At 64.7% G+C, this 13,216-nt stretch carries 10 protein-coding genes; all 10 read left to right on the top strand.

Annotated elements, in window-relative coordinates; translation table 11 throughout:
• Positions 1-12 precede the first annotated feature (12 nt).
• The 10 genes from treZ (at position 13) to HX839_RS17780 (ending at position 13,127) form a co-directional block, all read left to right on the top strand.
• Complete coding sequence (gene treZ, locus HX839_RS17735; RefSeq protein ID WP_177067452.1) at positions 13-1,764, top strand: malto-oligosyltrehalose trehalohydrolase; 1,752 nt, start codon at positions 13-15, stop codon at positions 1,762-1,764.
• On the top strand, positions 1,761-3,845 hold the full coding sequence (malQ, locus tag HX839_RS17740) for a 4-alpha-glucanotransferase (protein ID WP_087692374.1): 2,085 nt from the start codon (positions 1,761-1,763) through the stop codon (positions 3,843-3,845). Before treZ ends, malQ begins: the two co-directional genes overlap by 4 nt.
• Positions 3,842-6,598: a malto-oligosyltrehalose synthase gene (locus HX839_RS17745; protein WP_177067453.1), complete on the top strand. Its 2,757-nt coding sequence runs from the start codon at positions 3,842-3,844 to the stop codon at positions 6,596-6,598. Before malQ ends, HX839_RS17745 begins: the two co-directional genes overlap by 4 nt.
• Positions 6,599-6,621: 23 nt before the next feature.
• A complete protein-coding gene (locus HX839_RS17750; protein WP_003207537.1) occupies positions 6,622-6,888 on the top strand; it encodes a DUF2934 domain-containing protein in 267 nt (88 codons plus the stop codon).
• A 123-nt stretch (positions 6,889-7,011) separates the two neighbouring features.
• Complete coding sequence (gene glgX, locus HX839_RS17755) at positions 7,012-9,171, top strand: glycogen debranching protein GlgX (RefSeq protein WP_003207536.1); 2,160 nt, start codon at positions 7,012-7,014, stop codon at positions 9,169-9,171.
• Between the two features lies 1 nt (position 9,172).
• Positions 9,173-10,171, top strand: coding sequence for an acyl-CoA dehydrogenase family protein (locus HX839_RS17760; protein WP_177067454.1), 999 nt, complete (start codon positions 9,173-9,175; stop codon positions 10,169-10,171).
• Complete coding sequence (locus tag HX839_RS17765) at positions 10,168-10,926, top strand: PIG-L deacetylase family protein (RefSeq protein WP_134326428.1); 759 nt, start codon at positions 10,168-10,170, stop codon at positions 10,924-10,926. Before HX839_RS17760 ends, HX839_RS17765 begins: the two co-directional genes overlap by 4 nt.
• Positions 10,923-11,522, top strand: coding sequence for an SAM-dependent methyltransferase (locus tag HX839_RS17770; RefSeq protein WP_177067455.1), 600 nt, complete (start codon positions 10,923-10,925; stop codon positions 11,520-11,522). The genes HX839_RS17765 and HX839_RS17770 overlap by 4 nt, the downstream gene beginning before the upstream one ends.
• Positions 11,519-12,178 carry a glycosyltransferase family 2 protein gene (locus HX839_RS17775; protein WP_177008561.1) on the top strand — a complete coding sequence of 220 codons (660 nt, stop codon included), beginning with the start codon at positions 11,519-11,521 and terminating at the stop codon, positions 12,176-12,178. The genes HX839_RS17770 and HX839_RS17775 overlap by 4 nt, the downstream gene beginning before the upstream one ends.
• A 187-nt stretch (positions 12,179-12,365) precedes the next feature.
• Positions 12,366-13,127 carry a PIG-L deacetylase family protein gene (locus HX839_RS17780; RefSeq protein ID WP_003207524.1) on the top strand — a complete coding sequence of 254 codons (762 nt, stop codon included), beginning with the start codon at positions 12,366-12,368 and terminating at the stop codon, positions 13,125-13,127.
• The last annotated feature ends 89 nt before the right edge of the window (positions 13,128-13,216 follow it).

A 13,216-nucleotide genomic window follows, 5' to 3' on the forward strand; every position in this document is an offset into this window, starting at 1 on the left:
AGGTCTTCATAGATGCCGTCACGGACTCTGGAAACCTGGCCCCACGGCGCGATCATGCTGGATGCGGAACACACCCGCTTCGCGTTATGGGCGCCAGACGCGTTTTATGTCAGCGTTGAATTTGAGGAAGGAAAATCGGTAGCGATGCTGCCCCAGGCCGATGGCTGGTTTGTGGTGCAGCTGCAATGCCCGCCGGGCACCCGCTACCGCTACAACATCGACGGCGAACAGGACGTTCCCGACCCGGCTTCCCGGGCACAGGCCACGGACGTTCACGGCTTCAGCGTGGTGGTCGACCCCCTGGCCTATCAGTGGCGCCAAAGCCACTGGCAAGGCCGGCCGTGGCACGAAGCGGTGATCTACGAGATGCACGTGGGCGTACTGGGGGGCTACGCCGAGGTCGAGAAACAACTGCCGCGCCTCGCCGAACTGGGGGTCACCGCCATTGAGCTGATGCCCATCGCGCAATTCCCCGGCGAACGTAACTGGGGTTACGACGGTGTCCTGCCCTACGCTCCCCAATCCTCCTACGGTTCGCCCGAGCAGCTCAAACAGCTGATCGACAGTGCGCACCACTATGGCCTCGCGGTAATCCTCGATGTGGTCTACAACCACTTCGGCCCCGACGGCAACTACCTCGGCACCTACGCCAAGGGTTTCTTTCGCGAAGACGTGCACACGCCCTGGGGCGCGGGCATCGACTTTGATCGCCGGGAGGTCCGGGATTTCTTCATCGACAACGCCCTGATGTGGCTGCTGGAATACCGCTTCGACGGCCTGCGCCTGGACGCCGTGCACGCCATCAACGATCCCGAATTTCTGCAGGAGCTGGCGCAAAAAGTACGCCAGCAAGTCGACACGGGGCGGCATGTGTGGCTGGTGCTGGAAAACGAATTCAACCAGGCCAGCCTGCTGGAAAGCGGTTTCGACGCCCAGTGGAACGATGACGGCCACAACACCCTGCACGTGCTGCTCACCGGCGAAACCGACGCCTACTACAGCGATTTCGCCCAGGACCCCACGGGAAAACTGGCGCGCTGCCTGAGCGAAGGATTTATCTACCAGGGCCACACCACGCGCCACGGCCACACGCGCGGCGAGCCCAGCGGGCACCTGCCGCCCAGCGCCTTTGTGCTGTTCCTGCAGAACCACGACCAGATCGGCAACCGCGCCCTGGGCGAACGCCTGCATCAACTGTGTTCGCCCCAGGCCCTGAGCGCCGCGACGACCTTGCTGCTGATGTCGCCGATGATCCCGCTGATGTTCATGGGCGATGAAGTCAATGCCGAGGAGCCGTTCCTGTTCTTCACCGACCATCACGGCGAACTGGCCGAGGCGGTACGTGAAGGCCGGCGCAACGAGTTTGCCGACTTCGCCGCGTTCAGCGACCCCGAACGCCGCGAACGCATTCCCGACCCCAACTCCCTGCAGACCTTCCGCCGCTCGGCACCCGCCCTCGCCGACTGCGGCGACTCGCAGCTCTACCGGCACCTGCTGAGCCTGCGCCACCAACATATCGTGCCGCACCTGCCCGGCAGCATGGCCCTGGGTGCGCACGTGCTGGCGGAGGGCGCGGTCACGGCGCGCTGGCGCCTGGGCAATGGCAGCCTGTTGCAGATCGACCTCAACCTGAGCGCCGATTCTCTGAACTACCCGGCTGCCGAGCACCTCCTATTTGTGACGCAGGCCAGCGGGGCCGAACAATTGGCTCCCCTCAGCGCCCGCGTCAGCCTCACCCATTCCCCTGTTGGAGAGCACCCTTGAGCGACGCGCAATTGGAAATACTCGCCAGCCGAGCGGGCCTGGCCGTCGATTGGATCGACGCGAATGGCCGCCCGCAACATGTAAAGCCCGACGCCCTGCGCGCCGTGCTCAAAGGCCTGGGCCACCCGGCCGACAGCGACGCCGAGATCGAAGCCAGCCTGCTGGACCTCGAACGCGTGCAACAAGACAAGCACCTGCCGCCCCTGATGACCGTCGACAGCGGCGCCGGCCTGGACCTGGCGCGCTACTTCGCCCCCGGTACGCCGTGCCAGATTCACCTCGAAGATTCCAGCGTGCTGGACCTGAGCCTGGACGAGAACGCGGTGTTGCCCGGCTCGATTCCGGTCGGCTACCAACAAGTGCATATTGCCGACCAGCATTTCACCCTGGCCGTGGCACCGACGCATTGCTACACCGTTGCAGAAGCGGTCGACACCCAGACCGCCCGCGCCTGGGGCCTGAGCGCCCAGCTGTATTCCCTGCGCCGCAGCGGCGACGGCGGCTTTGGCGATACCCAGGCCTTGGAACAACTGGCCCGCGCCGCCGCCGAACGCGGCGCCGACGCCCTGGCCATCAGCCCGATGCACGCGATGTTCAGCGCCGACACCGAGCGCTTCAGCCCCTATTCCCCGTCCAGCCGCCTGTTCCTCAACAGTTTGTACGCGTCCCCCGGCTGCATCCTCGGCGAACGTGCGGTGCAAACTGCCATTGAAGCCAGCGGGCTGGCCGACGAATTGAATGACCTTGAGCAACAAAGCCTGATCGACTGGCCGGCCGCGGCCAAAGCCAAGCAGCGCCTGTTGCGCACCCTGTATGACGACTTCCGCCAGGGCGACCACCCGCAACATGCCGACTTCCTGAGCTTCCGCCAGGCTGGCGGTGAAGCCCTGGAAAACCACTGCCGCTTCGAAGCCGTACAAGCCGAACGCGCGGCCAACGGCGAGAGCCTCGACTGGCGCCACTGGCCAGAGGACTGGCACAGCCCGCAAAGCCCGGCCCTGGTGCAGTTTGCCGAAGCCAATCGGGACGAGATCGGCTTCTACGCCTTCAGCCAATGGCTGATTGCCCGGTGCCTGGAACGCGCGCAACAAGCGGCGCGCGGCAGCGGCATGGGTGTCGGCCTGATCGCCGACCTCGCAGTGGGCGCCGACGGCGGCGGCAGCCAGGCCTGGAGCCGCCAGGATGAACTGTTGGCGGAACTGACCGTGGGTGCGCCACCTGACATCCTGAACCGTGCCGGCCAGGGCTGGGGTATCTCCGCGTTTTCCCCCGAAGGCCTCAAGCGCAACGGCTTTCGCGCGTTTATCGAAATGCTGCGGGCCAACTTCGCCCACGCCGGCGGCTTGCGCATCGACCATGTGATGGGCCTGCAACGCCTGTGGGTGATCCCGATGGACGCCTCGCCACGGGACGGCGCCTACCTGTATTACCCGGTGGATGACCTGCTGCGGCTGTTGGCCCTGGAGTCGAGCCGCCACCAGGCGATCGTCCTCGGTGAAGACCTCGGCACCGTACCCGACGGCCTGCGGGAAAAACTCATCGCGCGCTCAATCCTTGGGATGCGCGTGCTGCTGTTCGAACAAGACCACGGCGGCCAGTTCAAGCCGATCCTCGATTGGCCGGACAACGCGCTGGCCACCACCAGCACCCACGACCTGCCGACCCTCAACGGTTGGTGGCACAGCCGCGATATCGACTGGAATGTCCAGCTGGGCCTGATCGATGCACCCACCGTCGAGCAATGGAGCGAACACCGCCTGCGGGAACGCCAGGCGCTGCGCCAGGCCTTGAGCCAGGACCCGCAGAACTTCATCGACGAAGTGCGCAACGAAACCGACCACGTCATCGACGCCAGCGTGCGCTACCTGGGCCACACCCGCGCACCCTTGGTATTGCTGCCGCTGGAGGACGCCCTGGGGGTCGAGGAACAATCCAACCTGCCCGGTACCACCGACACCCACCCGAACTGGCGCCGGCGCCTGCCGGGCGATGCCGCCACCCTGCTCGATGATGACAATGCCGCCCGCCGCCTTGAGTTGCTGGCCGTGGCGCGCATCCAGGCCCAAGAGCGTGACCGATGAAAGCATTGACGCTTCGGGCTACCCAGCGCCTGCAATTTCATAAGGGCTTCACCCTCGACGACGCCGTGCCGCTGGTGCCGTACTTCGCCGAGCTGGGCATCAGCCACCTCTACGCCTCGCCATTGCTGAGCGCCCGCGCCGGTTCGATGCACGGCTATGACGTGGTCGATCCCACCACCGTCAATCCCGAGCTGGGCGGCGAACCGGCGCTGCGGCGATTGGTTGCGGCGTTGCGCGAACATGACATGGGGCTGATCCTCGATATCGTGTCCAACCACATGGCCGTCGGCGGTGCCGATAATCTGTGGTGGCTGGACTTGCTGGAATGGGGTCGCCTGAGTCCCTACAGCGAATTCTTCGACATTCAATGGCACTCGCCAGACCCGCTGCTCAAGGGCCAACTGCTGATGCCGTTCCTGGGCAGCGACTACGGCGAAGCCCTGCAGTCGGGTGCCCTGCCGCTGCGCTTCGACCCGCTGCACGGCAGCTTCTACGTCGAGCATTACGAACATCGCTTCCCGATCTGCCCGCGGGAATACGGCGAGCTGGTGCCCGTCAAGTCACTGGCCGATCGCTTCAGCAGCCTGGCCTACCAGCCGGACGCCTATCCCCAGGCCGCCGCGCTGAAACAGGAACTGATCGAGGCCGCCCGCGACCCCGAAACCCTGAAGGCCATCGAAGCGAACCTCGACCTCTACGACGCCCGCCATCCCGAAGGTTTCGCCCGCCTGCACCACCTGCTGGAACAACAAAGCTATCGCCTGGCCAGCTGGCGCACGGCAGCGGACGATATCAACTGGCGGCGGTTCTTCGACGTCAACGAGCTGGGCGGCCTGCGGGTTGAACGCAGCGCGGTGTTCGAAGCGACCCACGGCAAGATCTTCCAGCTGATCAGCGAAGGCCTGATCGACGGCCTGCGCATCGACCACATCGACGGCCTCGCCGACCCGCGCGGTTACTGCCGCAAGCTGCGCCGCCGGGTGGACTCGCTGGCGAGTGGGCGGCACTTGCCGATCTTCGTCGAGAAGATCCTCGGCGAAGGCGAAACCTTGCGTGAAGACTGGCGCGTGGACGGCACCACCGGCTACGAATTCATGAACCAGCTGTCATTGCTGCAACATGACCCGAAGGGCTTCGAACCCCTGGCCGAGTTATGGACCCGCCACACCGAACGCCCGTCTTCATTTATCGAAGAAGCCTGGCTGGCCCGACAGCAGATCCTCAACGGTTCCCTGGCCGGGGATTTTGAAAGTGTGGCCCAGGCCCTGCTGCAAGTGGCTCGGGACGATGTGATGAGCCGCGACCTGACCCTGGGTGCAATTCGCCGCGCGTTGCAGGAACTGATCGTGCATTTCCCGGTGTACCGCACCTACATCAGCGCCCGGGGCCGCAGCGAACTGGATGACGTGTTTTTCCTGCAAGCCCTGGCCGGTGCCCGCAGCACCTTGAGCGAAGGCGACTGGCCGGTGCTCGACTACCTGGAAAAATGGCTCGGCGGCCAACCCTGGCGCGACCGCCCCCTGGGCCGCAAACGCAAGATGCTCAAGCACGCCTGCGTACGCTTCCAGCAACTGACCTCGCCGGCGGCGGCCAAGGCCGTGGAAGACACTGCGTTCTACCGCTCGGGTGTGTTGTTGTCGCGCAATGACGTGGGTTTCAGCACCGAACAATTCAGCGCCCCGCTGGAAGACTTCCACGCGGTCAATCAGCAACGCCTGCGCACCTTCCCCGACAACCTGCTGGCCACCGCCACCCACGACCACAAGCGCGGCGAAGATACCCGTGCGCGCCTGGCCGTGCTCAGCGAGGCCGCCGACTGGTATACCGAGCAGGTGGAGCAATGGCGCCCCCTCGCCGCCCGCCTGCGCAGCGATGCCAACACGCCGTCCGCAGGTGACGAACTGATCCTCTATCAGGTGCTGCTGGGCAGTTGGCCGCTGGACCTGCACCGCGACGATACCGAGGGCCTGGCGGACTATCACCAGCGCCTGTGGCAGTGGCAGCAGAAAGCCCTGCGTGAAGCCAAGCTCAACAGCAGCTGGAGCGCACCCAACGAGTTGTACGAGCAAGGTGTCGAAGCGTTCCTGTCACGGCTGCTGTTGGAGGACGCCGGCAAGACCCTGCGCGATGCCATCGGCGAGGCCGCCCAGGCCATCGCCCCGGCCGGCGCGCTCAACGGGCTGGCGCAATCCTTGCTTCGCCTCACCGTGCCGGGCGTGCCGGACCTGTACCAGGGCGATGAGTTCTGGGACTTCACATTGGTGGACCCTGACAACCGCCGCCCCTTGGACTACCCCGCACGGCAACAGGGGCTGCACACGCCGCCGGACATCGGCGAGCTGATGTTCAACTGGCATGACGGGCGTATAAAACAGGCGTTGATCAGCCAGGTCCTGGGGTTGCGCAAGGCGCATCCGCAACTGTTTCGCCAGGGCACGTACGAGCCTCTGGAAGTGGTGGGCGAACACGCCGAGCGGGTAGTCGCTTTCTACCGCGAATACCAGGGCAAACAGCTGCTGGTGGTGGTGCCACGCTGGCCTCACCGGCTGCTTGAAAACGGTGTGTATCCCCTGATCAACGCGCAGATTTGGGGCGATACCCGGGTCCGATTACCGTTCGCCGCTCCAACCCAAAATTGGAAGGGACTTTTCCGAACAGGCGCAGTCACACCAAACAAGGAGCTCATGATCAGCGCTGCCCTGGGGGATTTCCCGGTCAATGTCTTTATCAATCCTGATGATCAAGAAAGCTGAAATTTTCTGTGAGGAGCATTGCGATGAGTACTGAAGACAAACGCATCCGCGAACTGGCACATCAGATCTGGGAATCTGAAGGTAAACCCCATGGCGAGGACGCACGACACTGGGAAATGGCGCGCAAACTGGCGGAAGCCGAAGCGCTGACGCCATCCAAGGCACCGAAGGCCGCCGCCAAGGCCAAGCCAAAAGCCAAGCCCGCAGCGGCAGCGCCCAAACCGGCAGCCAAGCCAAGCGCAGTGCCGGCGGCGAAGAAGCCTGCTGCGAAGAAGCCCAAGGCACCCTGACCCAAAGATCCTCCTGCAGGTGCGCCCGCACCGCAGGAGGCTATCCAACTACCGATATCTACCCGGCATCACGCCGGAATGGCCCCGTTCGGCCCGGAAAAACCCTTTTGCAGGAGCATCTCAATGAGCAAACCCAACAAGCCCAACTCGACGCCGGAAAACGAGCCGTCGCGGATTCGTGAAGGTTTGCCCTTCCCTCTCGGCGCGACCTGGGACGGTCTGGGGGTCAACTTTGCGCTGTTCTCGGCCAACGCCACCAAAGTCGAACTGTGCATTTTCGACGACAGCGGCGAAGTCGAGCTGGAGCGCATCGAACTGCCGGAATACACCGACGAGACCTTCCACGGCTACCTGCCCGACGCCCACCCCGGGCTGATCTACGGCTACCGCGTGTACGGTCCCTATGACCCGGCCAACGGTCATCGCTTCAATCACAACAAATTGCTGATCGACCCCTACGCCAAACAGCTGGTGGGCGAGCTCAAATGGTCCGAGGCCCTGTTTGGCTACACCATCGGCCATCCGGACGCGGACCTCAGTTTCGACGAACGCGACAGCGCGCCCTTCGTGCCCAAGTGCAAAGTCATCGACCCGGCCCACACCTGGGGCAACGACCAGCCAGTGCGCACGCCGTGGGATCGCACGATCATTTATGAAACCCACCTGCGCGGCATCACCATGCGCCACCCTTCGGTGCCTGAGGAAGTGCGCGGCACCTGCGCCGGGCTGATGGTCGACGATGTGCTCAAGCACATTCGCCAGTTGGGTGTGTCATCGGTCGAGTTGCTGCCGGTGCACGCCTTCGTCAACGACCAGCACCTGCTGCAAAAAGGCATGACCAACTACTGGGGCTACAACAGCATCGCCTTCTTCGCCCCGGACCCGCGCTACCTGGCCAGCGGCAAGATCGCCGAGTTCAAGGAAATGGTCGCGCACCTGCACGAAGCCAAGCTGGAAGTGATCCTGGACGTGGTCTACAACCACACCGCCGAAGGCAACGAGCAAGGCCCGACGCTGTCCATGCGCGGCATCGACAACGCCTCGTACTACCGCCTGATGCCCGATGACAAGCGCTTCTACATCAACGATTCCGGCACCGGCAACACCCTCGACCTGAGCCACCCGTGCGTGCTGCAAATGGTCACTGACTCGTTGCGCTACTGGGCGACCGAGATGCATGTCGACGGCTTCCGCTTCGACCTGGCAACCATCCTTGGCCGCTACCGCGACGGTTTCGACGAGCGCCACAGCTTCCTCGTGGCCTGCCGCCAGGACCCGGTGCTGCGCCAGGTGAAAATGATTGCCGAGCCGTGGGACTGTGGCCCCGGCGGCTATCAGGTCGGCGGTTTCCCGCCGGGCTGGGTGGAATGGAACGACCGTTTCCGCGACACCGTGCGCTCGTTCTGGAAAGGTGACGACGGCCAACTGGCCGACTTCGCCGGACGCATGACCGCCTCGGGCGAGATGTTCAACCAGCGCGGCCGCCGGCCGTACAGCTCGGTGAACTTCATCACCGCCCACGACGGTTTCACCCTGCACGACCTGGTGTCCTACAACGACAAACACAACGAAGCCAACGACGAGAACAACCAGGACGGCAGCAACAACAACCTGTCGTGGAACCACGGTGTCGAAGGCCCTACCGACGACCCGGAAATCAACGCGCTGCGCCTGCGCCAGATGCGCAATTTCTTCGCCACCCTGCTGCTGGCCCAGGGCACGCCAATGCTGGTAGCCGGTGACGAGTTCGCCCGGACCCAGCACGGCAACAACAACGCCTACTGCCAGGACAGCGAGATCGGCTGGATCAATTGGGAACTGGATGAAGACGGCAAGGCCCTGCTCAAGTTCGTCAAGCGCCTGATCAAGTTGCGCCTGGCGTACCCGATCCTGCGTCGCGGGCGCTTCCTGGTGGGCGACTACAACGAAGATATCGGGGTCAAGGACGTCACCTGGCTCGCGCCGAGCGGCGATGAAATGACCATCGAGCAATGGCAGGACAGCCATGGCCGTTGCCTGGGCATGCTGATGGATGGCCGCGCCCAGGAAACCGGGATTCGCCGCCCGGGGGCCGATGCCACGTTGTTGCTGGTGGTCAATGCCCACCACGACATGGTCAATTTCCGCCTGCCACCGGTGCCGGATGGCGGCTTCTGGACCTGCATGCTCGACACCAACCAGCCAGCGGTGCGTGGCCAGGAGCGCTTCGATTTCGATCACGAATACGCGGTCACCGGGCGTTCGCTGCTGCTGTTTGAATTGCAGCATGAGGACGAGGTGTGACATGGCCTTGCATGAGTTTCTTCGCGGCTACCGGGATTACCCGGACACCCAGGCCCTTGGCGCTGCGCTGAGGGCTTTGGTGGAGGAAGGCCTGGACCAGTTGCCCTTGCCGGGCAGCGGGCAAACGTTGGAACGCTTCAGCCGGCTGGCGCAAGTCGCCGGCCATGACCTGCGGTTGTGCAAGTTGTTCGAGGGCCACACGGACGCCCTGGCGATCATCGCTGAACTCGACAGCCCCTTGCCGCCGGTTGGCAGCACGTGGGGCATGTGGGCGGCCGAGCCGCCCACCGCCAAGGTGCGGATCCGGCGTGACGGCCAACGTGTGCGGCTGGAGGGCCGCAAGGCCTGGTGCTCGGGCGCGGCGGTGGTCAGCCACGGGTTGCTCACGGCGTGGGATGAAGAGGATCGCCAGCAACTGGTTGCAGTGGAAATGCACCAGCCCGGCGTAACCGTCACCGATGAGGGCTGGGCGGCCGTGGGCATGGCCGCTACGGGCAGTGTTGAAGTGCTTTTCCAGGACACCGTTGGCCTGGCCATCGGCAAGCCTGGGGACTATTTGGCGCGCCCGGGCTTCTGGCAAGGCGGCATCGGCATCGCCGCCTGCTGGTACGGCGCGGCACAACGCCTGGCGGAGGCCTTGCGCGAGCAGAGCGCAAAACGCCCGGAGCCCCACGCCCTGGCGCACCTTGGCAGCGTCGACAGTGCCTTGCACAGCGCGGCCTGTGTGCTGCGCGACAGCGCCACCCATATCGACCGGCAGCCCAAGGCAGATGCCCGGCTGTTGGCACAACAGGCACGGGCCTGTATCGAAGAAACCGTCGACCAGGTGATTCACCATGTCGGCCGAGCACTGGGCGCCGGGCCGTATTGCAAGGACCCGCATTTTGCCCAGTTGATGGCCGACTTGCCGGTGTACCTGCGGCAAAGTCATGCCGAGCGCGACCTGGCCGCCCTTGGTCAACAAGTCGCCGATGAGCGCCCAGGGAGATGGGAACTATGAAGATCAATCCAATCGTCGGCCAGGGCACGCCCTTGCATGTGTGGCAAGGCTCGTCGCGACTGGCCGAGCTGCCTTGCGTAGACATTGCCGAACTGGTGCCTGAAGGCAGCCGCGCCGTGATCATCGCGCCACATCCGGATGACGAAGTCCTGGGCTGCGGCGGCCTGTTGCAAGGCCTTGCCGCGCTGGATCGCCCTATCCTGCTGATCTCCGTCACCGACGGCAGCGCCAGTCACCCCGGCTCCCGCCGCTGGCCGGTGGAACGCCTGAGCGTGGTGCGGCCGCAAGAGTCGGCGCAGGCCCTGCACCGGCTGGGATTGCCGTTGCACAGCCTGAAATGGTTGCGGGCCGGGTTCAGCGACAGCCAGGTCGCCGCAGGTGAAGAAGACCTGAGCCGCTTCATCGAGCGTTACCTCAAGCCCGGCGACGTGGTCTTCACCACCTGGCGCGAAGACGGCCATTGCGACCACGAGGCCGTGGGCCGTGCCAGTGCCAAGGCGACCCGGGCGGTGGGCGCCACCTTGCTCGAGCTGCCCGTGTGGACCTGGCATTGGGCAACCCCGGAAGACAGCCAGGTGCCCTGGGATCGCGCTCGTAAAATTCTCCTGACACCTGAAGCCGTGGCCCGTAAACGGCACGCCATCCATGCCTTCGCCAGCCAGTTGGAAGGCGACCCGCAGATCGGCCTGCCACCGGTGCTCGCGCCCTATGTGCTGGAGCGCCTGCTGCAACCTTTTGAAGTGGTGTTCGTATGAGTGTCGCCACGCCCTATTTCGATGAGCTGTTTGCCGGTAACGACGACCCTTGGGCCTTTCGGCAACGCTGGTATGAACAGCGCAAGCGGGCCCTGACCCTGGCGCTGCTGACCCGGCCGCGCTATGCCTCGATCTTTGAACCCGGCTGCGCCAATGGCGAACTGAGCTTCGAGCTGGCCCCGCGCTGTGACCGCCTGCTCTGCTGTGACACGGCGCAAGCGGCGGTCAGCCTCGCACAGGCGCGGCTGCGCGGCTTCACCCACGCCACCGTGCAGCAGAGCCGCCTGCCGCAGCAATGGCCCAGCGAAACCTTCGAGCTGATCGTACTCAGCGAGCTTTGCTACTACCTGGACCCGAAGGATTTCGATGGGCTGATCGATCGCGCCCTCGCCTCCCTGACGCCTGACGGACAAATCCTCGCCTGCCACTGGCGCCCGATCATCGAAGGCTGCCCGCAGACCGCCGAACAGGTGCATGTGCGCCTCGGCCAGCGCCTGGGCATGCCACATCTGGCGCAGCATCACGAAAGCGATTTTCTACTGGATTTGTGGAGCCGCGACGGCACTACGGTTGCGACCCTGGAGGGACTGCGATGATCGGCATCCTGATACCCGTGCATAACGAAGAAAAACTGCTGCCCGAATGCCTGAAAGCTGCGATGGTCGCCGCCAGTCATCCGGGCCTGCTGGGTGAAGAGGTGCAGATTCTGACAGTGCTCGACAGCTGCAGCGACCGCAGCGCCATGATCGCCCGCGAATACCAGGTGCACAGCCTGGAAGTGCAGGCGCGAAACGTGGGCCACGTGCGCGGCGTGGGTGCGCGGCACCTGCTTAACAACGGCGCGCGCTGGATTTCCTGCACCGACGCCGACAGCCGCGTCGCTCCCGATTGGCTGGTGGCGCAACTGGCCCTGGGCGTGGATGCGGTGTGCGGCACGGTGACGGTGGACGCCTGGAGCGACGGCTTCGACCCGGCGGCGCAGATCCGCTATCACCAGGCCTACACCGCCCGTGACGGGCATCGGCATATCCACGGCGCCAACCTGGGCGTCAGTGCCGGCGCCTACGTGCGGGCCGGCGGTTTCGAGCCCCTGCCCTGCCATGAAGACGTGGAGCTGGTGCGCCAACTGGAGCGCTGCGGGGCCTCCATTGCCTGGAGCCACTCGCCCCAGGTGATTACCAGTGCCCGCCTGGATTGTCGCGCCCAGGGCGGCTTCGGTGATTACCTGAAGAGCCTGATGCAGGCCTCGTGAAAAAATTGCGACACCCGGCGGTGTTAAAGCGGCGATTCATAACTATCATCACTATTCCTTGCACGGCAATCCAGGGTTGGAACGCCGTCGCGCCGCGAGCGTGCAGTACCTGACGCTCGCGTACCACAAGAGCCGTCCCGTCAACGGGGTACGGCCTGCACCACCGATAAACAAGGACGTGACACCCATGAAGCCTGCACTGTTAAGTGACAACCGCCGGGGCCCCGCGCAAATCTGGAACAGCGCCCCGCAACTCGCGCAAATCCCTGCCATCAACCCCGCAACCCTGGTGCCCAAGGGCGCCCGCGTGGTGATCATCGCCCCGCATCCCGGCGATGAAGTGATCGCCTGCGGCGGTCTGCTGCAATTGCTCAGCACCCTTGAATACTCCCTGCAACTGATCTCCATCACCGACGGCAGCGCCAGCCATCCGGGGTCTGCCGTGTGGCCGGCCAAACGCTTGAGCGTGGTGCGGCCCCAGGAAAGTGTCGAAGCCCTGCGCCGCCTGGGCGTGCCCCTGCACAGCCTGAAATGGATCCGCGGCGGTTTCGCCGACAACGCCCTGGCCGCGCGGGAACAGCAAATGAGCCAGTTCATTGCGCGCTACCTGCAACCCGGCGACGTGGTGTTCACCACCTGGCGCAACGACGGCAATGACGACCACGACGCCGTCGGCCGTGCCGCTGCCAAAGCCTGCGCAGTCAAGGGCGTGCGCTTGCACGAACTGCCGATCTGGGCGTGGCACTGGCCGCTTCGGGAAACCGCCGCCATCCCCTGGCAGCGCGCGCGCAAGGTGCGGCTCGACACCTGGAGCGTCGCCCGCAAGCTGCACGCCGCCCACGCCTATGCCAGCCAACTGGCAGGCGACCCGGAAATCGGCCTGGCGCCGATCCTGGCGCAGGTGCTGCTGGAGCGCATGCGCGAGCCCTATGAGATTGTATTTTTGTAGGCGCACCCACTCGTCTATACCTGTAACTTCTGACAGTAGCGAACGCTCTCTCTGTGTGGCTAGCTTGGAACACCGGCTTGCAGGGAGGG

The organism is Pseudomonas sp. I8001 (genome assembly GCF_013385345.1).
Lineage (GTDB): Bacteria > Pseudomonadota > Gammaproteobacteria > Pseudomonadales > Pseudomonadaceae > Aquipseudomonas.

Bases quoted from the DNA above. Each gene is read 5' to 3' on its own strand.
- HX839_RS17775 (WP_177008561.1), top strand. From the start codon at position 11,519: ATGATCGGCATCCTGATACCCGTGCATAACGAAGAAAAACTGCTGCCC.
- glgX (WP_003207536.1), top strand. From the start codon at position 7,012: ATGAGCAAACCCAACAAGCCCAACTCGACGCCGGAAAACGAGCCGTCG.
- HX839_RS17745 (WP_177067453.1), top strand. From the start codon at position 3,842: ATGAAAGCATTGACGCTTCGGGCTACCCAGCGCCTGCAATTTCATAAG.
- HX839_RS17750 (WP_003207537.1), top strand. From the start codon at position 6,622: ATGAGTACTGAAGACAAACGCATCCGCGAACTGGCACATCAGATCTGG.
- HX839_RS17770 (WP_177067455.1), top strand. From the start codon at position 10,923: ATGAGTGTCGCCACGCCCTATTTCGATGAGCTGTTTGCCGGTAACGAC.
- treZ (WP_177067452.1), top strand. From the start codon at position 13: ATGCCGTCACGGACTCTGGAAACCTGGCCCCACGGCGCGATCATGCTG.
- HX839_RS17765 (WP_134326428.1), top strand. From the start codon at position 10,168: ATGAAGATCAATCCAATCGTCGGCCAGGGCACGCCCTTGCATGTGTGG.
- HX839_RS17760 (WP_177067454.1), top strand. From the start codon at position 9,173: ATGGCCTTGCATGAGTTTCTTCGCGGCTACCGGGATTACCCGGACACC.
- HX839_RS17780 (WP_003207524.1), top strand. From the start codon at position 12,366: ATGAAGCCTGCACTGTTAAGTGACAACCGCCGGGGCCCCGCGCAAATC.